Source organism: Palleronia pelagia (assembly GCF_900110115.1).
Taxonomy (GTDB): Bacteria; Pseudomonadota; Alphaproteobacteria; order Rhodobacterales; family Rhodobacteraceae; genus Palleronia; species Palleronia pelagia.
In genome coordinates this window covers 103830-122914 of sequence record NZ_FOCM01000006.1, presented here as the reverse complement: position 1 = coordinate 122914, position 19085 = coordinate 103830, and the positions used below count along the sequence as shown (strand labels likewise).

The window sequence follows — 19085 nt, the reverse complement described above, 5'->3', positions numbered from 1 at the left end:
CTCCCCTTCCCCGGTCCGGCAAGGACACCTTGGGGCAAGGGTTGAACGCCCGCATTGATGTCGGTCAAGAAATATTGGCGCGGTTCAGTAGAAACTCTGCGGGTCGATATCGACGCTCACCCGGATGTCGCCCTTCCAGCGGAACTGCCGCAGCCAGTCCGACAGCGCGGCCTGCAACGGCGCGGCCTTGTCGGCCTTGACCAGAAGGCGCACCCGGTGGCGGCCCCGGATCCGCGCGATGGGCGCGGGTGCCGGCCCGAACAGCTGCGCGCCGATCCGGCGCAGGGGACCGTCGCGTCGCGCCATGTCGGCGCCCAGATCGAACACCGCCTGAACGTCCGGCGCGCTCAGAACGATACCGGCCATGCGGCCGTAGGGCGGCACGCCCGCTGCCCGCCGCTCGGCCGCCTCGGCCGACCAGAACCCGTCCTCGTCGCCCGCGACGATGGCGCGGATCGCCGGATGCTCGGGCTGGAACGTCTGCAACAGCGCGGTGCCCGGCGCCTCGGCCCGGCCCGCGCGCCCCGCCACCTGCCGCATGAGCTGGAACGTCCGCTCGGCCGCCCGCAGGTCGCTGCCTTGAAGCCCCAGATCGGCGTCGATCACGCCCACCAGCGTCAGCTTGGGGAAATTGTGCCCCTTGGCCACCAGCTGCGTTCCGATGACGATATCCGCCTCGCCCTCGGCGATGGCGGCGATCCGGGCCTTCAGCGCGCGGGCCGAGGAATACATGTCCGACGACAGCACCTCGACCCGCGCGTCGGGAAAGACCGCCGCCGCCTCTTCGCCCATCCGCTCGACCCCGGGGCCGACGGCGGCCAGCTTGCCCTCGACCTCGCAGGCCGGACAGACCTCGGGCACCGGCTTGGTCTCGCCGCATTGGTGGCAGACCAGCCGTTTGAGGAACCGGTGCTCGACCATGCGGGCGTCGCAGTGGTCGCAGCCCACCTGGTGGCCGCACGCCCGGCAGATCGTCACCGGCGCATAGCCGCGGCGGTTGAGAAACAGCAGCGACTGCTCGCCCCGCTCCAGCCGCGCCTCGACCTCGGCCTTCAGGCTGGGCGAGATCCAGCGCCCGCCGGGCAGATCCTCGGACCGCATGTCGATGGCGCGCATCTCGGGCATCCGGGCCGGGCCGAAGCGCGAGGTCAGGCTCAGCGCGCGGTATTTGCCCGCTTCGACATTCGCCCAGGTCTCCAGCGACGGCGTGGCCGAGGCCAGCACCACCTGCGCCCCGGCTATGGCTGCACGCAGGACCGCCATGTCGCGCGCGGAATAGAGCACGCCGTCCTCCTGCTTGTAGGAGGTGTCGTGTTCCTCATCCACGACGATCAGGCCAAGGTCGCGGTACGGCAGGAACAAGGCCGAACGCGCGCCCACCACAAGTTGCGCGTTGCTCTGGCCGATCATCCGCCAGACGCGCCGCCGCTCGGTCATGGTCACGCCGGAATGCCACTCGGCCGGGCGGGCGCCGAAGCGCTGTTCGACCCGGTCGAGGAACTCGGCGGTCAGGGCGATCTCGGGCAGCAGGACCAGTGCCTGCCGCCCGGCGCGCAGGCAGGCCGCCACCGCTTCTAGATACACCTCGGTCTTGCCCGACCCGGTGACGCCGCGCAGCATGGTGGTGGCATAACTGCGCGCGGCGACCCCTTCCGCCAGGGTCCCGGCCGCCGCCGCCTGGTCGTCGGTCAGGGCCTTGCCGGGCAGGTCCGGATCCAGCCGCGGGAACGGCAGGTCGCGGGGCGCGGCACGCTCCTCGATCACGCCCTGCGCCGCCAGGCCCTTCACCACGCCGCCACTGACACCGGCGAGGTCGGCCAGTTCCTTCTGGGTGAAGACCGCGTCCTCCTGCTCGTCCAGCACGTCGAGCACGCGGGCGCGGGCGTCGGTCATGCGGTCGGGCTCGGCCAGGCCGCGGGCGAAGACGCGGCGCATGGCCGGACCGTCGCCCAGACCCGGCGCGCGGGTGGCGAGCCGCAGCATCGCGGGCAGCGGGGTCAGCGTGTAGTCGGCCGCGCGGCCGAGGAAGATGCGCATCTCCTCGGTCATGGGCGGCACGTCCAGCACCTTGTGGACGCTGCGCACCTTGGCGGCGTCGAAATCGCCGAGACCCGGCCCCCAGACCACACCAAGCACCCGGCGCGGGCCGAGCGGCACCTCGACGAAGGCGCCCGCCGCGCATCCACCCTCGGGCGCGCGGTAGTCCAGGGTCCGGTCCAGCGGCTGGGCGGTCAGGACGGCGACCAGCGCGCCCTCGTCGAACCAGTCCGGGCCATCTTGATCGTCGCGCGTGTCTGCCAAACCCTAGGTTCCCTGCGATGCCGGACCCCGACATAAGATGCGCCCGCGCCGATTGCACGCCATCATCGGACAGCCCTGCTGTCGCATCCGCGCACCGATCGCCCGCGCGCGCCGGATTGCCCCTGTCCCGCGCACGCCCCGACGGGTATGCTGACCCCCAATCCCATCACCAAGAATGGTCACAGGCATGAGCAGCTCACCCGAAAAGGCGGAAGACTTCCGCGCAAAGATCCTGTCGCAACCCGACCTGATTCTCGAGGACCAGGACGTGATGCGCGCGCTGGTCGCGGCGAACGAACGCAGCATGGGGGGCAATGTCGTCGACATGCGCGGCCTCGCGATGGAGCGGCTCGAGGCGCGGCTCGACCGGCTGGAGGACACCCACCGCAACGTCATCGCGGCGGCCTACGAGAACCTGGCCGGCACCAACATGATCCACCGGGCGATCCTGCGGCTGCTGGACGCCGAGGATTTCCAGACCCTGCTGACCGACCTGGCCGGCCCGGTGGCCGACACGCTGCGGGTCGACAGCCTGCGCGTGCTGATCGAGCGGGCGGCGGACGACACCGAAGTGGACCTCGGCCCGCTCGGCGCGGTGCTGGATCTGGCCGAACAGGGCTATTGCTGTCTTTACGCCGGCGTGACCAGCCGTGGCACGCCCCGCCGGGTGACGCTGCGCCAGTGCGACGGGGCCGACCCGGACATGCACGGCGCAAAGGCCGACCACATCCGGTCCGAGGCGTGCCTGTACCTCAACCTTGGGCGCGGCCGCCTTCCCGCGATGCTGGTCCTGGGCGCCGAGGATCCGCACCAGTTCTCGCCCGGACAGGGCACCGATCTTCTGGATTTCTTCGCCGGCGTGGTCGAACGCACACTGCGCCGCTGGATCTGATGCTGTCGCCGGGACTGGCCGATGCGCTCGAGGCCTGGCTGCGGCAGCTGGGCGCGATCGATGCCGCGTCGCCGGCCACGGTGACGGCCTACCGCGCCGACGTGGTGGGGTTCCTGTCCTTCCTGCAACAGCATTTCGGCGAGAGCGCCGGCACGGGTGTGGTGGCCCAGGTCGGCCTGCGGGACATGCGCGCCTGGATGGCCCACGAGCGTGCGCGGGGCCTGTCCTCGCGCAGCCTCGCCCGGGCGCTGTCATCGGTGAAAAGCTTCGCGCGCTGGCTCGCGCAGCGCGACGGGTTCGAGCCGACGGCCATCCTGTCGGCGCGCAGCCCCAAGTTCCGGCGCAAGCTGCCGCGCCCCCTGTCGGTCGATGCCGCGCGGTCGGTTGTGGATCTCGCCGCCGCGCAGGCGCGCGAGCCGTGGGTCGCCGCCCGCGACACGGCGGTGGTGACGCTGCTCTGGGGCTGCGGGCTGCGGATCTCCGAGGCGCTGGGCCTGACGGGCGCTCATGCAGACCCCGGCACGGCGCTGAGGATCACGGGCAAGGGCGGCAAGGAGCGGATGGTCCCCGTGCTGCCGGCGGCGCGCGACGCCGTCCGTGCCTACGCGGCCGCCTGCCCCTTCGACCTCACGCCGGACGCGCCGCTTTTCCGCGGGGTGCGCGGCGGTGCGCTGAACCCGCGACTGGTGCAGAAGGTGATCGAATCCGCGCGCCTGCAGCTTGGCCTGCCCGCCAGCGCGACGCCCCACGCCCTGCGCCACAGCTTCGCCACCCACCTGCTGGACGCCGGCGGCGACCTGCGCGCGATCCAGGAATTGCTGGGCCACGGATCGCTGTCGACCACGCAGGCCTACACGGCGGTAGACACCGCGCGGCTCATGGAAGTTTACAGCCGGGCGCATCCACGGGGATGACATCGCTCCGGACAACCGGACGGCCGGGAGTATTTTTAGACCAGTGATGAAGGCGCAGGCGCACCCATCACTGGTCTACAAATACTCAAATCCGGCGATTGCCGTCCCTAGTGGCGGCCCGGATCGGCGGGATAGACGCCGAGAATATCGATGTGGTCGGTGAAATAGTCGAGTTCCTCCAGCGCCCGGGCGAGCGCGGGATCGTCGGGATGGCCCTCGACATCGGCGTAAAACTGGGTCGCCGTGAACTGGCCGCCGACCATGTAGGATTCCAGCTTGGTCATGTTGACGCCGTTGGTCGCGAACCCGCCCATCGCCTTGTAAAGGGCGGCGGGAATGTTGCGCACGCGGAAGACGAAACTGGTGATCATGCCGTGATCGCCGCGGCGGGACATGTCGCCCTCGGGCGCCATGACCAGGAAGCGCGTGGCGTTGTGGTCCTGGTCCTCGATATTGTGCGCGAGGATCTCCAGCCCGTAGGTTTCGGCGGCCATGGCCGAGGCCAGCACGCCCTCGCCCGGCTGCGGATCGGCGGCGAGTTCGGCCGCCGCGCCCGCGCTGTCGGCGGCGGCGCTGCCGGTGATGCCCAGGGAGGCGAGGAAGTCGGCGCATTGGGGCAGCAGGACGAGGTGCGCGCGGACGTGGCGGATACTGTCGAGCGTGGCCCCCTTGGGCGCCATCAGGCAGATATGGACGCGCACGAAGGCCTCGTCGACGATGCGCAGGCCCGACTCGGGCAGGAGGCGATGGATGTCGGCGACGCGTCCGTAGGTCGAATTCTCGACGGGCAGCATGGCCAGGTCGGCCTTGCCGGTCTTCACCGCGGCGATCACGTCCTCGAAGGTCCGGCAGGGCAGCGGCGTGTGGTCCGGACGCGTTTCCACGCAGGCCTGGTGCGAGTAGGCCCCCAGCTCCCCCTGGAAGGCGATCGTCTGTGGCATGGACGTCCTCCTGCCCGGCCGAGGCCGGTCATGTCGTTTGGTCGCGGGTCATATCGCTTGAAAACCCCGCGCGGAAGGGGCTAGAGAAGCGGCGATCATCCGAGAGGGCGTAAAGCGACATGTTCGACACCATGACTTTGACCAAGATCGTCGGCGGCTTCTGCGGCGCGTTGCTGGTATTCCTGCTGGGCGCCTGGGCGGCCGAAGGGATCTATCACGTGGGCGGCGGACACGGCGACGAGGAACAGGCCTATTCCATCGAGGTGCCCGAGACCGGCGGTGAAGAGGTCGAGGAAGAGGAAGGCCCGACCTTCGAGGAAGCCTTCGAGGTCGCCGATGCCGGCGCGGGCGAGCGTGTCTTCGGCAAGTGCCGCGCCTGCCACCAGCTGGAAGACGGCGCGAACGCCGTTGGCCCTTACCTGTATGGCGTCGTGGGCCGCGAGATCGGTGTGGCCGACGGCTACAGCGCCTATTCCGGCGCGCTGAGCGAGCAGGCGGATGTCTGGACGCCCGAGAACCTGAACGCCTTCCTCGAGGATCCGCGCGGCTGGGCGCCCGGCACCTCGATGAGCTTCAACGGCCTGCCTTCGGTCGAGGAGCGCGCGAACCTGATCGCCTACCTGGACCAGACCGACGGCTGATTGCGCCCCCGACTGCGGAACGAGCGAATGCCGGCCTCATGGGGTCGGCATTTTTCGTGCACGGCCCGTGCCGCGATCGTACCCGGCCCGTCCCGCGAGCGTCCCGCAAGCGTCGGGCGCGCGTCCCCGCGGCGTGCACAGCGCATGGGCGGAACGGCCGACCGCGTGCACCCCGCGTACATCGGGCGTCGGGACAGTGCGACATGACAGTCGATCACACTATTTCAACTTGAAACCCGGCGAAGCGGCACCTTAGCGTAGCCCAAGCTTCCCGCCCCAATACAAAGTTGGATGACAGATGACTCGATCCACTGCCGCCGCCGCGACCCGCGCCGAGACCAGCCGCAAGGCGATCCTGACCGGGCTTCTGACCGGCTCGGCCCTGCTTGCCATGGCGACCTTCGCGCTGGCGCAGGACAGCGGCACCGGCGACAGCGCCGAGGGTGAGGGCAAGATCATCACCGCGCACGCCTTCTCGGACCTGGGCGCGATCAAGTACGGCCCCGATTTCGAGGTGCTGGACTACGTGAATCCCGATGCCCCCAAGGGGGGCGAGATGTCCTACTGGGGGCGCGGCAGCTTCGACAGCATGAACCCCTATTCGCGCCGGGGCCGGTCGCCCGCACTGAGCGTCCTGCCCTACGAGCGGATCATGACCAGCACGGCCGACGATCCCTACGCGTCCTACTGCCTGCTGTGCACCACGCTGGAATACCCCGAAAGCCAGGACTGGGTGATCTTCAACCTGCGCGAGGACGTGACTTTCAGCGACGGCAGCCCGATGACCGCCGAGGACATCGCCTTCACCTATGACCTTTTCATGGAAGAGGGCTTTCCGTCCTTCCGCATCGCGGTGAAGAACATGATCCCGAGCTACGAGATCCTGGGGCCGCACCGGATCAAGTTCAACTTCAACCCCGAGCTGCCGCGCAACGGCCTGATCAGCCAGGCGGGCGCGTCCATCGTGTTCCAGAAGAAGTGGTTCGAGGAGACGGGCGCCAAGCTGGACGAGTCGCGCCTGACCCAGCCGCCGGGCACCGGGCCCTACATGATCGACACCGTGGACGTGCCGCGCCGCATCGTCGCCAAGCGCAACCCGGATTACTGGGGCGCCGACCTGCCCATCAATATCGGGCGCTGGAACTTCGACAGCATCCGGCAGGAATACTTCGCCGACACCAATGCCGCGCTGGAGGCGTTCAAGGCGGGCGAATACCTGTTCCGCTCGGAAACCAGCAGCCTGACCTGGGCGTCGCAATACGATTTCCCGGCGATCGAGGACGGCACCATCGTCAAGGAAGAGCTGCCCGACGGATCGCTCCCGGCCGCCGCCGGCTTCGTCTTCAACCTGCGCAAGGAGAAGTTCCAGGACGTGCGGGTGCGCCGCGCGCTGGGGCTGATGTACAATTTCGAGTGGACCAACGACACGCTGCAATACGGGCTGTTCCGGCATCGCCAGAGCTTCTGGCAGAACAGCGATCTCCAGGCCGAGGGCGTACCAGAGGGGCTTGAGCTGGAATACCTGCAAGGCATGGCCGAGCAGATCGACCCCGCGATCCTGACCGAAGAGGTCTACGTCATGCCGTCGGGCGGCGCGCGCCAGCTGAACCGCGGCGACCTGCGCGCGGCGGCGGCACTGCTTGAGGATGCCGGCTGGGTCGCGGGCGACGACGGCCTGCGCCGCAAGGATGGCGAGGTGTTGCGCGTCGAGTTCATCGAGAACAACCCCAGCTTCGACCGGATCATCCTGCCCTATATCGACAACCTGAAGCGCCTGGGCGTGGACGCCGTCTATAACCGGATCGACGACGCGCAATACACCGACCGGGTGCGCGGGCACGACTTCGACATGATCTTCGACAGCTACGTGAACGGTCTGGAAGAGGCGAACGGCATCGCCCAGCGCTATGGCTGCGAGGACCGCGACGACGTGTTCAACCCGGCCGGTTACTGCGACCCGGCCGTTGACGCGCTGATCGAGCAGCTGAAGGTGGCCGAAAACCTGGAAGAGATGCAGGCCGGCGTCCGCGCCATCGACCGCATCATGCGCGCCGCCTACTTCATGGTGCCGGTCTGGTACAACGGCGCGTACTGGGTGGCCTATTACGACGTCTACGAATACCCCGACGAGCTGCCCCCCTACGCGCTGGGCAATGCCGATTTCTGGTGGTGGAACGAGGACAAGGCCGAGGCGCTTCGGGCGGCGGGCGCGCTGTAATCCATGGGCGCCTATATCCTCAGAAGGCTTCTTCTGATCATCCCGACCCTGCTGGGTATCATGATCGTCAACTTCACGTTGACGCAGTTCGTGCCCGGCGGCCCCATCGAACAGGTCATCGCGCAGCTCGAGGGCGGCGGCGACGTGTTCGAGGGGATCTCGGGCGGATCAGGTGACGCGGCGGGTGCGGCCGAGACCGACGCCTATACCGGGTCGCGCGGCCTGCCGCCCGAGTTCATCGCCGAGCTGGAACGGGAATTCGGCTTCGACAAGCCGCCTTTGGAGCGGTTCCTGAACATGATGTGGAACTACATCCGCTTCGATTTCGGCGACAGCTACTTCCGGTCCATCGGGGTGCTGGAGCTGGTGCTGGAGAAGATGCCGGTGTCGATCACGCTGGGCCTGTGGTCCACGCTGATCGCCTATCTCGTGTCGATCCCGCTGGGCATCCGCAAGGCGGTGAACGACGGCAGCCGGTTCGACACCTGGACCAGCGCGCTGATCATCGTGGCCTACGCGATCCCGGGTTTCCTGTTCGCGATCCTGCTGCTGGTCCTGTTCGCCGGCGGATCGTATTTCCAGATCTTCCCGCTGCGCGGACTGACGGGGGACAATTTCGAGGACCTGAGCCTTCTGGGCAAGATCGGCGACTATTTCTGGCACATCACGCTGCCGGTGCTGGCCTCGACCATCTCGGCCTTCGCCACGCTGACGCTGCTGACCAAGAACAGCTTCCTCGACGAGATCAAGAAGCAGTACGTGGTCACCGCGCGGGCCAAGGGGCTGAAGGACAGTTCGGTCCTGTACGGCCACGTGTTCCGCAACGCGATGCTGATCGTGATCGCGGGCTTCCCGTCGGTGTTCATCGGCGTGTTCTTCGGCGGCAGCCTCATCATCGAGACGATCTTCTCGCTGGACGGCCTGGGGCGGCTTGGCTTCGAGGCGGCGGTGGCGCGGGACTACCCGGTGATCTTCGGCACGCTGTTCTTCTTCGGGCTGATCGGCCTGGTGGTCGGGATCCTGTCGGACCTGATGTACGTGCTGGTCGATCCGCGCATCGATTTCGAGACGCGGGAGGGCTGAGATGGCGCACCTGGATCACCAACCCGCCAGCCACGGCCCGACCGAGCCTGGACTGGAAAGCCCCCCGCCCCATCCCGGCGGTGGCGGCCACGACGCGCCGCCCCCGGTCAGCCCGCGCCGGCGCCGTCCGTTCCTGAGCCCGCTGAACCAGCGCCGCTGGCGCAACTTCCGCCGCAACGGTCGGGCGTTCTGGTCTCTGATCATCTTCGCGGTACTGTTCGGGGTGACGCTGTTCGCCGAGTTCCTGGCCAACGACCAGCCGATCCTCGTAAACTACGACGGCGGGTATTACACGCCGATCTTCAACTTCTATCCCGAGACGGCGTTCGGCGGGGATTTCCGGACCGAGGCGGTCTACTCGGATATCGAGGTGCAGTGCCTGATCCGCTCGGGCGGGCTGGTGGACTGTTTCGACGACCCCGAGGGCATCATCGACGCGGGCACGACGGACGAGGGGGCGCAGGCGGGCTGGATCCTGTGGCCGCCGATCCCCTACAGCTTCGACACGATCAACGACATCGACGGCGCCGCGCCCTCGGCGCCGGACGCGCAGCACTGGCTGGGCACCGACGACACCGCGCGCGACGTGCTGGCGCGGGTGATCTACGGGTTCCGCCTGTCGATCCTGTTCACCATCGTGGTGACGGTGCTGACCTCGATCATCGGCATCATCGCCGGTGCGGTGCAGGGCTTCTTCGGCGGCTGGACCGACCTGATCTTCCAGCGGGTGATCGAGATCTGGGTGAGCACACCGTCGCTTTACGTCATCATCATCCTCTTCGCGATCCTGGGGCGAAGTTTCTGGCTGCTGGTCTTCGTCACCGTGCTGTTCGGCTGGCCCGCGCTGGTGGGGATCGTGCGGGCCGAGTTCCTGCGCGCGCGCAACTTCGAATACGTGCGCGCCGCCCGGGCGCTGGGCGTGTCGAACTGGACCATCATGTTCCGCCACATGCTGCCCAACGCGATGGTGGCCACGGTGACCATGCTGCCCTTCATCATCACCGGCACGATCAGCACGCTGGCCTCGCTGGACTTCCTGGGCTTCGGTCTGCCCTCGTCGGCGCCGTCGCTGGGCGAGCTGACGTTGCAGGCCAAGCAGAACCTGCAGGCGCCCTGGCTGGGCTTCACCGCCTTCTTCACCTTCGCGATCATGCTGTCGCTGCTGGTGTTCATCTTCGAGGGTATCCGCGACGCGTTCGACCCGAGAAAGACGTTCCAGTGATGCACACGGTCGAAGCCCTTTCGCCCGGCGGAAACGCCGGGCAGCGCCGACACGCCCCCCCGGGGCGGCGCTTCACGCCACCCCGCGTGTCCGCGCTGCCCTCAGATCTTTGCGGAAACCCATGACCGACACCGTTCTCACCGTCAAAGACCTGAACGTCCGCTTCCGCCAGGACGGGGCCGAGACCCATGCCGTGCGCGGCGTGTCCTTCCACGTGAAGCGGGGCGAGACCGTCGCGCTGGTGGGCGAGTCGGGCTCGGGCAAGTCCGTGACGGCGCTGTCCACGGTGGACCTGCTGCCGGGATCGGCGCATGTGGACGGATCGGTGCTTTATGACGATCAGCAGATGGTCGGCGCGTCCGAGAAACAGTTGCGCAAGGTGCGCGGCAATGACATCAGCTTCATCTTCCAGGAGCCGATGACGTCGCTGAACCCGCTGCACACGCTGGAAAAGCAGCTGCGCGAGTCGCTGGAGCTGCACCAGGGGATCACCGGCGACCGGGCGCGCGCGCGCATCGTCGAGCTGCTGACCGAGGTGGGCATCAACGACCCCGAGTCGCGGCTGAAGGCCTATCCCCACGAGCTGTCGGGCGGGCAACGGCAACGGGTGATGATCGCCATGGCGCTGGCCAACGACCCCCACCTGCTGATCGCGGACGAGCCGACGACGGCGCTGGACGTGACGATCCAGGCGCAGATCCTCGACCTGCTGGCCGACCTGAAGGCGCGGCAGGGCCTGTCGATGCTGTTCATCACCCACGACCTGACCATCGTCCGCCAGATCGCCGACCGGGTCTGCGTGATGAAGGACGGCGAGATCGTCGAGGAAGGCGAGACCGCCAAGATCTTCGACGCGCCCAAGCACGCCTATACAAGAATGCTGCTGGAGGCCGAAAGCACCGGCGTGCCCGATCCCGTCCCCGGAGACGCGAAGGAGATCGCGCATACCGAGGACCTGCGCATCTGGTTCCCGATCAAGACCGGCCTGCTGAAGCGCACCACCGGCCACGTGAAGGCGGTGAACGCCGCGACCCTGTCGGTGCGCCAGGGCGAGACGATCGGCATCGTGGGCGAATCCGGGTCGGGCAAGACGACACTGGCGCTGGCGATCATGCGGCTGATCCCGTCCGAGGGCCCCATCGTCTTCATGGGGCGCGATATCCAGGGGCTGCGCGGTCGCGCCATCCGGCCCCTGCGCGCCGACATGCAGATCGTGTTCCAGGATCCCTTCGGGTCGCTGTCGCCCCGCATGACCGTGGAAGAGATCATCGCCGAGGGCCTGACGATCCACGGCGGCGGCTCGCGCGACGAACAGCGCGACCGCGTGGCGCAGATGATGTCCGAGGTCGGGCTGGATCCGGCGACCATGCACCGCTATCCGCACGAGTTTTCGGGCGGGCAGCGGCAGCGTATCGCCATCGCGCGCGCCATGATCCTGCGGCCCAAGCTGGTGGTGCTGGACGAACCCACCTCGGCGCTGGACATGACGGTCCAGGTCCAGATCGTGACCCTGCTGCGCGACCTGCAGGCGAAATACGGGCTGGCCTACCTGTTCATCAGCCATGACCTGAAGGTGGTCCGCGCGCTGAGCCACAAGGTCATGGTGATGAAGCGCGGCGACGTGGTCGAGGCGGGCGATGCCGACGCCATCTTCGACGCACCGCAAACCGAGTATACCCGCACGCTGATGCAGGCCGCCTTCGGCAAGGCCCCCGCGCGCAGCGCCTGAGCGCAACAAAAGGCCGCGACCTGCGTTGCACGGTCGCAGCCTTTGAAAGTCGCCCCCATGCCCGCGCAGATACGTGTCATCGCCAATCACAAATCCGGCCGCAACAGCCGCGACCGCCAAGCCATCGAACAGGCCATGGAGGTGTTCGGGCCCGACGCGCGCCGCATCGACTGGCAGCCGGGCAGCGACCTGAGCGCGCTGATCGACCGGGCGGTGGCCGATGGCGGCGACCTGGTGGTCGCGGCGGGGGGCGACGGCACGGTCATGGCCACCGCCGGCGCCATGGTCGGGCGCGACGTGCCCATGGCCGTCCTGCCTCTGGGCACCTTCAACTTCTTCGCGCGCGGCCTGGGCTTCAGCGAGGATCCCGAGACCGCCGCGCGCCAGATCGTCGACGGCCAGCCCCACGACATCCGCGTCGGCCGGGTGAACGGGCAGACCTTCCTGAACAACGCGTCGCTGGGGATCTATCCCAAGATCCTGCGCGAACGCGAAACCGTCTACCGCCGCTGGGGCCGCCGCCGGATCGCCGCGCACTGGTCGGTCCTGAAGACGATGCTGCGGTTCCGCAAACCGCTGCGGCTGACACTCGACCTCGACGGGCAGCGCAGCGAAGAACGCACGGCCATGATATTCGTCGCGCGCTCGGCCTACCAGCTGGACTTCTTCGGGCTGAACGGGGCCGACCTGATCTCGGACGACCGTTTCGCCGTGCTGGTCGCGCGGGCCCGCAGCCGCCGGCGGTTGATGGCGCTGGCCTGGCGGCTGGCGCGCGGCAAGGCGGTCGAGGGACAGGATTACGAGCTTCTGAGCGCCCGCAGCCTGACGGTGAAGACGGCCCGCAAAAAGGCCACGCTGGCCTTCGACGGCGAGAAGCGCCGCGAGACCAGCCCGTTCGAATTCCGCATGTCGGACGACCCGCTGCGCATCATCCTGCCCGTCGACCGGGAGCCGTCGTCATGACCCGTATCGTGCACCTGTCGGACCTGCATTTCGGCCGCGACCGCGCCGAGGCCGAGCCGCAGCTGGTCGAGATCGTCAACGACCTGGCCCCCGACCTGGTGGCGGTGTCGGGCGATTTCACCCAGCGCGCCCGGCGCGGTCAGTTCGAACGCGCCAGCGCCTTCCTGGAGAAACTGACGCCGCCGATACTGTCGGTGCCGGGCAACCACGACACGCCGCTGGACAATCTCTGGGTCCGCCTGTTGCGGCCCTGGAGCCGTTATCGCCACGCCATCGACCGCAAGCTCGAGCCGATGCAGCGGTTGCCCGGTGCGGTGATCCAGGGCGTGAACACGGTGAACCGGTTCTCGTGGCAGCGGGGCCGGATCTCCGAGCGCACGGTGGCCAAGGTCTGCGACGCGTTCGAGGACGCGGGCGACCGGTTGCGGATCGTGGTGCTGCATCACCCGCTGGAACACGGGCCCGAGGTGGAGAAGCGGCTGATGCGCGGGGCGCGCGCGGCGCTGGGGCGGTTGCAGGAATGCGGGGCGGACGTGGTGCTGTCGGGCCACCTGCATCACACGATCACGGCGCCGTTCCAGACGGCGCAGGGCCTGCTGTTCGTGCAGGCGGGCACGGGGCTGTCGACCCGGCTGCGGGGCGAGCCGAACACGTTCAACCTGGTGCAGGGCGACCGCGACGGGCTGCAGGTCCAGACCTTCGCCGCCACGCCCGGCACCGGCTTCGCGCTGTCGCGCGAGGCCTCGTTCTTCCGGGTGTCAGGCAAGTGGACGGCGCCCGAGGGCGACTAGCCCGCCGGGCCCAGCGTCGCGCAATCCATGTCGCGGGCGGCCAGCCGGCGGCAGGCCAGCGCCGCGCGCTCCTGCGTCATGCCGACGAAGTTCGCCTGGTAGCCAGTTGGTCCCTGCACCACCTTGCGCAGCGCATCATCCAGCGTGCCGATCTCGACCAGCGCGGTCTTCAGCAGGATCCGCTCGGCGTCGTAGCGCGAGCCGAAATTGCCCAGGTTGATGCCCCAGTGACGCCCGCCCGAAGACGACATGCGGGTCACGACCTCGAGCTCGCCCTCGGGGCGCGGCTCGGGGATGGGGGTGGCGGCGATGGTGATGGCCTCGGTGACGGCGCGGGTGACCTCTTCGGCGGCGGGGCCCGCGTCGGCGACCAGCGTCGCGGCGGGCACGGGACGGGGGACCGGGCGCAGCGACCGGGCGACCACGACCGAGGCGGCGCTGGTCGAGCCCAGGTCCGGCTTCACCGGCTTGCGGACCGCCACGCGGCTGGGGGCGCGGGCGAAGCCCAGGTCCAGCAGCTCGGCCACCTTGGCGTTGCGCGTGGCCGAGGACCGGCCGCCGAAGACAGTGGCGATGATGCGCTCGCCCCCACGCTCGGCCGAGGCCACGAGGTTGAAGCCGGCGGCGCGGGTATAGCCCGTCTTGATACCGTCGGCGCCCTTGTAGGCGCCCAGCAGGCGGCGGTTGGTGTTGTTGACGGTCCGCAGCCCGGCATCCGTCGAGGTGCGCGAGAACAGGTTGTAGTACTCGGGGAAGTCGTAGAACAGGTGCCGCCCCAGCAGCGTCATGTCGCGCGCGGTGCTGAGATGGCCCGATTCGGTCAGGCCGTGGGCGTTCTTGAAGGTGGTCCGCGTCATGCCCAGCGCCTTGGCGGTGGCGGTCATGCGGCGTGCGAACGCGGCCTCGGAGCCCGAGATCGCCTCACCCAGCGCGGTTGCGGCATCGTTGGCCGACTTCACCGCCGCCGCGCGCACGAGATACCGCATGGCGATCTTCTGGCCGGAGCGCAGGCCCAGCTTGGACGGCGGTTCGCTGGCCGCGAAGCGCGAGATCCGCACCTCGGTATCCATGCTGATCTCGCCCCGCTTCACCGCGTCGAAGACCACGTAGAGGGTCATCATCTTGGTGAGCGACGCGGGATGCAGCCGCGTATCCGCGTTGCGCGCATGGAGAACCTCGCCCGAGCGGGCGTCGATCACCATCGCGGCATAGGGCGCCGCCTGTGCCGGGTTTGTCCAGGTTGAAATGCCAAGAAGAACGAGCGTCGCAAGGACGCACTGCCACCGTCTAATGTCCACGGGTCACTGCCTTTATCTGCCTCGAAGCCCCGCTCTTTGCGGCGGGATCTGTGGATAGAAGTTAGCACGGAATCTCGGCACGCAAAACCGTTTGTTTTCATGGTTTTTTGGCGCAGCTTTAATGTCCTGCGACCGGCTCGCCGCCGCGCGACAAGATCTAGTGGGGCGCGGCAATACAACCTCTAGATGATCCTAGCCGCCAAGTTGTCGCACCAGGTCGGGCAGCGCGGACAGATTTTCCAGGGCATGGAATCGTGCCTCATCTTTCGGCGGTTCGGCGGCTTCGAGCGCCCATTCCTGACCGTGCGGAACGTGCACACCGATTCCGCCCGCCGCGATCATCGGCAGCACGTCGGACTTCATGGAATTGCCCACCATCAGCCCCGCCCGCGCCCCGCCGTGGGGGGCGAAGGCGCGGGTATAGATGTCGGGCGTCTTGTCCGACACGATCTCGATCCCGTCGAACCAGTCGCCCAGCCCGGACTGCGCCAGCTTGCGTTCCTGGTCCAGCAGGTCGCCCTTGGTGATGAGGATGAGCGTATAGCTTCCGTGCAGGGCCGAGACGGTGTCCTGCACGCCGGGCAGCAGTTCGATCGGATGCTCCAGCATGTCGTGCCCCGCCTCGACGATCCGGCGCAACACGGTCGCGGGCACGCGGTCGTCGGTGACGTCCATGGCCGTTTCGATCATCGACAGCACGAATCCCTTGATCCCGAACCCGTAGCGGCCGAGGTTGCGCCGCTCGGCCGCCAGAAGGCGTTCGGCCAGGTGATCGGGGGCGGCGTAGTCGCGCAGGAGCTCGGCGAACCGGGCCTCGGTCAGCTTGAAGAAACGCTCGTTATGCCAGAGCGTGTCGTCGGCATCGAAGCCGATCGCGCGGATTGGTGCCATTTCGCCCCCTTTTCACGCCGCGTTGCGCCCTTATATGGTGCGGGCATGAATTCCCACCCTTTGGCGAAAGGCGAGACATGATCGCGCAGGCACCGATCCTGTCCAGCGACCCCACGCCCGGCGACGGCGACACGGATGTGGTGCTGGAGACCAAGCCCAAGACCAAGCGGCCGCCGCTCTACAAGGTGATGCTGCTGAACGACGATTATACGCCCATGGAGTTCGTGGTGCATATCCTCGAACGATTCTTCGGGCTGAACCATTCGCAGGCGTTCGAGATCATGCTGACCGTCCACAAGAAGGGTCTGGCCGTCGTCGGCGTGTTCTCCTTCGAGGTGGCCGAGACCAAGGTGACGCAGGTTATGGATTTCGCGCGGCGCCACCAGCACCCGCTCCAATGCACCATGGAAAAGGAATAGGGCCCGCGCCCGTCCCCGCATGGCTGATCCCAGATTGTCGATCGCGTTGGACGATGGCCTGATCGAGGCGCCCCTGGCGATTCTCGGCGCCACCGACGACGCGGATTATTCCGACCTGCCCGCGCCCCTGACACTGGTCTGTGACCGGCAACCGGATTTCGACCGGCTGGGCGCGCGGGGCTTCGACGTGTCGCGCAGCCTGACCGGCACGCCCGCGACGGTCGTCGTGGCCCTGCCGCGGGAACGCGACCTGGCGCGGGACCGCGTCGCGCGGGCCGCCGCGACTGGCGCGCGGGTGCTGGTGGACGGCGCCAAGACTGACGGCGTCGATGCCATGCTGAAGGCCTGCCGCGCGCGCGGCAGCGTGGGGGCAGTGATCTCGAAGTCCCACGGCAAGATCTTCGCCATCGAGGACGGCGATTTCGCCGACTGGCGGGCCGAGCCATCGCGGAACGCCGACGGCTTCTGGACCGCGCCGGGCAGCTTTTCCGCCGACGCGTCGGATCCGGCCTCGGTCGCGCTGGCCGACGCGCTGTGGGGTCTGAAAGGCCGGGTCGTCGACCTGGGCGCGGGCTGGGGATACCTGTCAGCCCGCGCGCTGGAGGCGGACGAGATAAAGGCCATCGACCTGGTCGAGGCGGATCACGCGACGCTGGATTGCGCCCGGCGCAACGTCACGTCGGACCGCGCAGCCTTTCACTGGGCCGACGCGACCACCTTCACCCCGGCCGAGCGGGCCGATCACGTCATCAGCAACCCGCCCTTCCACAAGGGCCGCAAGGGCGCGCCGGACCTGGGACAGGCCTTCATCGTCAACGCGGCGCGCATCCTCGCCCCGCGCGGCAGCTTGTGGCTGGTGGCCAACCGCCATCTGCCCTATGAACGGACCCTCGCCCAACATTTCGCCGACGTGACCGAGCTTCCGGGGACGTCCGCGTTCAAGCTCTATCGCGCGACGCGCCCGCGCCGCGCCCGCTGAAAGGTCGCCCCCCATGTCCTTCTCGATCGCAGGCAAGACCGCCATCGTCACCGGCGCCGCCCATGGCGTTGGCCTGGCCGTGGCCCGCCATTTCCTGGAACGCGGCGCCAACGTGATGATGTGCGACATAGACGAGGACCGGCTGCGCCAGGAGATGGGCGCGCTCGACGACGAGGACACGGGCACCGCCCGCTGCTTCGGCGGCGACCTGCGGGAAAAGCTGACCGTGGCGAACCTGCTGTCGGCGACCATCGACGCCTTCGACCGGATCGACATCCTGGTGAACGCTTCGCGGCAGATGGTGACCTCGGACCCGCTGGACCCAACCGACCGCACCGTGAACGACCTGATCGAGCAGAACCTGATGACGCCCCTGCGCCTGACCCAGCAGGTGGCCAAGCGGATGCGCCAGCAGGCCGAGGACGACGGCAACAGCGACGGCCCCGCCGGATCGATCATCAACCTCAGCTCGATCGCCGCGCGGCGCACGCAGCCGGACCTGCTGGCCTATTCCGTGAGCTCGGCCGCGCTGGACCAGGCGACGCGGTCGCTGGCCGTGGCGCTGGCGCCGCATCGCATCCGGGTGAACGCCGTGGCCTTCGGCAGCGTGATGAGCGCGTCGCTGAAGGGCGCCATCAAGGCCGACCGCGACCTGCGGGACGAGATCATCGACGCCACCCCCCTGAACCGCATCGCGGGCGCCAGCGAGGTGGCCGAGGCGGTGCAGTTCCTGGCCGCCGACGGGTCCGGCTTCATGACCGGGCAGATCCTGACCATCGACGGCGGCCGCACCCTGGTCGACGTGGTGGACACGCCGGCGCACTAGCCGCGCCGTCGCGATGGACCCGGGCTGCCGCGGGTGCTAGTCCGGCGGGCATGGACAACCGGACCGACAGCATGACCACCACCGCCCCGTTCGACGCGGAGAAGGCCGAGGCCGCCGCCTGGTTCCGCACCCTGCGCGACCGCATCGTCGAGGCCTTCGAGGCGCTTGAGGACAGCCACGACCAAGGCCCCTTCGCCGACATGGCCCCCGGCCGGTTCGAGGTGTCCGAAACGCGCCGCGCGTCCGATGACGGAAGCGACGCGGGCGGCGGGCTGATGAGCGTCATGCGCGGCGGCCGCGTGTTCGAGAAGGTGGGCGTCAACGTCTCCGAGGTGTTCGGCACCCTCGCCCCCCGCGCCCAGGCCGCCATGGCCGCGCGCAAGGGCATCCCCGGCATGGCCGAGGATCCGCGTTTCTGGGCCAGCGGCATCAGCCTGGTCGCCCACATGCAGAACCCCCATGTGCCCGCCGTGCACATGAACACGCGGATGTTCTGGACGCCCCATGCCTGGTGGTTCGGTGGCGGCTCGGACCTGAACCCCTGCATCGAATACGACGAGGACACCGCCCATTTCCACGCGACCCAGCAGGCGCATCTGGATCCCCACGGGGCCGGGCACTATCCCCGGCTGAAGGCCTGGGCGGACGAGTATTTCTTCATCCCGCACCGGGGCCGCGCCCGCGGTGTCGGGGGGATCTTCATGGACGACCACTGCACCGGCGACTGGGCCGCCGATTTCGCGCTGACCCGCGATATCGGCCAGGCCTTCCTGCCCGCCTACCTGCCGCTGGTGGAACGGCGCCGCGCCCAGCCCTTCGACGACGCCGACAAGGACGCGCAGCTGGTGCATCGCGGGCTCTATGCCGAGTACAACCTGGTCTACGACCGCGGCACGAAATTCGGGCTGGAAACCGGACACGACGCCAACGCGGTGTTGATGTCTTTGCCACCATTGGCGAAGTGGATCTGACCTTCA

At 68.4% G+C, this 19085-nt stretch carries 17 protein-coding genes; 13 read left to right on the top strand and 4 right to left on the bottom strand.

Annotated elements, in window-relative coordinates; translation table 11 throughout:
* Positions 1–84 precede the first annotated feature (84 nt).
* Positions 85–2301, bottom strand: coding sequence for a primosomal protein N' (locus BMX96_RS13555; protein ID WP_091845982.1), 2217 nt, complete (start codon positions 2299–2301; stop codon positions 85–87).
* A 187-nt stretch (positions 2302–2488) separates the two neighbouring features.
* Here BMX96_RS13555 and BMX96_RS13550 point away from each other — a divergent pair, with 187 nt between their 5' ends.
* Both BMX96_RS13550 and BMX96_RS13545 read left to right on the top strand, forming a co-directional pair.
* Positions 2489–3193, top strand: a complete 705-nt coding sequence (locus BMX96_RS13550) for a DUF484 family protein (protein ID WP_073127903.1) — start codon at positions 2489–2491, stop codon at positions 3191–3193.
* Positions 3193–4107, top strand: a complete 915-nt coding sequence (locus BMX96_RS13545) for a tyrosine recombinase XerC (protein WP_091845981.1) — start codon at positions 3193–3195, stop codon at positions 4105–4107. Before BMX96_RS13550 ends, BMX96_RS13545 begins: the two co-directional genes overlap by 1 nt.
* A gap of 107 nt (positions 4108–4214) precedes the next feature.
* On the opposite strand, the gene BMX96_RS13540 is transcribed toward BMX96_RS13545, so the two are convergent.
* On the bottom strand, positions 4215–5048 hold the full coding sequence (locus tag BMX96_RS13540) for a prephenate dehydratase (protein ID WP_073127901.1): 834 nt from the start codon (positions 5046–5048) through the stop codon (positions 4215–4217).
* Positions 5049–5167: 119 nt separating this feature from the next.
* Between BMX96_RS13540 and BMX96_RS13535 the strand changes: the two genes are divergently transcribed.
* From BMX96_RS13535 to BMX96_RS13505, 7 genes are all read left to right on the top strand, one after another.
* Positions 5168–5689 carry a c-type cytochrome gene (locus tag BMX96_RS13535; RefSeq protein ID WP_091845980.1) on the top strand — a complete coding sequence of 174 codons (522 nt, stop codon included), beginning with the start codon at positions 5168–5170 and terminating at the stop codon, positions 5687–5689.
* A gap of 298 nt (positions 5690–5987) precedes the next feature.
* A complete protein-coding gene (locus BMX96_RS13530) occupies positions 5988–7907 on the top strand; it encodes an extracellular solute-binding protein (protein ID WP_091845979.1) in 1920 nt (639 codons plus the stop codon).
* A 3-nt stretch (positions 7908–7910) separates the two neighbouring features.
* Positions 7911–8990 (top strand): microcin C ABC transporter permease YejB, encoded by a 1080-nt coding sequence (locus tag BMX96_RS13525; RefSeq protein ID WP_073127898.1) that lies wholly within the window; start codon positions 7911–7913, stop codon positions 8988–8990.
* Position 8991: 1 nt separating this feature from the next.
* On the top strand, positions 8992–10212 hold the full coding sequence (locus tag BMX96_RS13520; RefSeq protein ID WP_091845978.1) for an ABC transporter permease: 1221 nt from the start codon (positions 8992–8994) through the stop codon (positions 10210–10212).
* Positions 10213–10333: 121 nt separating this feature from the next.
* Positions 10334–11941 (top strand): ABC transporter ATP-binding protein, encoded by a 1608-nt coding sequence (locus BMX96_RS13515; protein ID WP_091845977.1) that lies wholly within the window; start codon positions 10334–10336, stop codon positions 11939–11941.
* A gap of 57 nt (positions 11942–11998) precedes the next feature.
* Entirely contained in the window at positions 11999–12904 is a 906-nt protein-coding gene (locus BMX96_RS13510; protein ID WP_091845976.1) for a diacylglycerol/lipid kinase family protein, read from the top strand.
* Positions 12901–13695 carry a metallophosphoesterase family protein gene (locus BMX96_RS13505; protein WP_091845975.1) on the top strand — a complete coding sequence of 265 codons (795 nt, stop codon included), beginning with the start codon at positions 12901–12903 and terminating at the stop codon, positions 13693–13695. Before BMX96_RS13510 ends, BMX96_RS13505 begins: the two co-directional genes overlap by 4 nt.
* Here BMX96_RS13505 and BMX96_RS13500 read toward each other — a convergent pair.
* Together BMX96_RS13500 and BMX96_RS13495 are read right to left on the bottom strand one after the other, a co-directional pair.
* Complete coding sequence (locus BMX96_RS13500; RefSeq protein WP_269085889.1) at positions 13692–14942, bottom strand: D-alanyl-D-alanine carboxypeptidase family protein; 1251 nt, start codon at positions 14940–14942, stop codon at positions 13692–13694. The two genes, BMX96_RS13505 and BMX96_RS13500, sit on opposite strands and share 4 nt — an antisense overlap.
* Positions 14943–15185: 243 nt before the next feature.
* Positions 15186–15884, bottom strand: a complete 699-nt coding sequence (locus BMX96_RS13495) for an HAD family hydrolase (RefSeq protein WP_091845973.1) — start codon at positions 15882–15884, stop codon at positions 15186–15188.
* A 77-nt stretch (positions 15885–15961) separates the two neighbouring features.
* Between BMX96_RS13495 and clpS the strand changes: the two genes are divergently transcribed.
* The 4 genes from clpS to hemF are packed head-to-tail and all read left to right on the top strand — an operon-like array spanning position 15962 to position 19079.
* Positions 15962–16303 (top strand): ATP-dependent Clp protease adapter ClpS, encoded by a 342-nt coding sequence (clpS, locus tag BMX96_RS13490; protein WP_073127892.1) that lies wholly within the window; start codon positions 15962–15964, stop codon positions 16301–16303.
* A gap of 19 nt (positions 16304–16322) precedes the next feature.
* On the top strand, positions 16323–17282 hold the full coding sequence (locus tag BMX96_RS13485; RefSeq protein ID WP_091845972.1) for a class I SAM-dependent methyltransferase: 960 nt from the start codon (positions 16323–16325) through the stop codon (positions 17280–17282).
* A 13-nt stretch (positions 17283–17295) separates the two neighbouring features.
* Positions 17296–18108, top strand: coding sequence for an SDR family NAD(P)-dependent oxidoreductase (locus BMX96_RS13480; protein ID WP_073127890.1), 813 nt, complete (start codon positions 17296–17298; stop codon positions 18106–18108).
* Positions 18109–18158: 50 nt separating this feature from the next.
* The gene (gene hemF, locus BMX96_RS13475) at positions 18159–19079 is read left to right on the top strand and encodes an oxygen-dependent coproporphyrinogen oxidase (protein ID WP_236737073.1); all 921 of its coding nucleotides are present in this window, start codon (positions 18159–18161) and stop codon (positions 19077–19079) included.
* Positions 19080–19085: the final 6 nt, after the last annotated feature.

Bases quoted from the DNA above. Each gene is read 5' to 3' on its own strand.
- BMX96_RS13505 (WP_091845975.1), top strand. From the start codon at position 12,901: ATGACCCGTATCGTGCACCTGTCGGACCTGCATTTCGGCCGCGACCGC.
- BMX96_RS13480 (WP_073127890.1), top strand. From the start codon at position 17,296: ATGTCCTTCTCGATCGCAGGCAAGACCGCCATCGTCACCGGCGCCGCC.
- BMX96_RS13545 (WP_091845981.1), top strand. From the start codon at position 3,193: ATGCTGTCGCCGGGACTGGCCGATGCGCTCGAGGCCTGGCTGCGGCAG.
- BMX96_RS13535 (WP_091845980.1), top strand. From the start codon at position 5,168: ATGTTCGACACCATGACTTTGACCAAGATCGTCGGCGGCTTCTGCGGC.
- BMX96_RS13510 (WP_091845976.1), top strand. From the start codon at position 11,999: ATGCCCGCGCAGATACGTGTCATCGCCAATCACAAATCCGGCCGCAAC.
- BMX96_RS13530 (WP_091845979.1), top strand. From the start codon at position 5,988: ATGACTCGATCCACTGCCGCCGCCGCGACCCGCGCCGAGACCAGCCGC.
- clpS (WP_073127892.1), top strand. From the start codon at position 15,962: ATGATCGCGCAGGCACCGATCCTGTCCAGCGACCCCACGCCCGGCGAC.
- BMX96_RS13520 (WP_091845978.1), top strand. From the start codon at position 8,992: ATGGCGCACCTGGATCACCAACCCGCCAGCCACGGCCCGACCGAGCCT.
- BMX96_RS13525 (WP_073127898.1), top strand. From the start codon at position 7,911: ATGGGCGCCTATATCCTCAGAAGGCTTCTTCTGATCATCCCGACCCTG.
- BMX96_RS13540 (WP_073127901.1), bottom strand. From the start codon at position 5,048: ATGCCACAGACGATCGCCTTCCAGGGGGAGCTGGGGGCCTACTCGCAC.
- hemF (WP_236737073.1), top strand. From the start codon at position 18,159: ATGGACAACCGGACCGACAGCATGACCACCACCGCCCCGTTCGACGCG.
- BMX96_RS13515 (WP_091845977.1), top strand. From the start codon at position 10,334: ATGACCGACACCGTTCTCACCGTCAAAGACCTGAACGTCCGCTTCCGC.
- BMX96_RS13485 (WP_091845972.1), top strand. From the start codon at position 16,323: ATGGCTGATCCCAGATTGTCGATCGCGTTGGACGATGGCCTGATCGAG.
- BMX96_RS13495 (WP_091845973.1), bottom strand. From the start codon at position 15,884: ATGGCACCAATCCGCGCGATCGGCTTCGATGCCGACGACACGCTCTGG.
- BMX96_RS13550 (WP_073127903.1), top strand. From the start codon at position 2,489: ATGAGCAGCTCACCCGAAAAGGCGGAAGACTTCCGCGCAAAGATCCTG.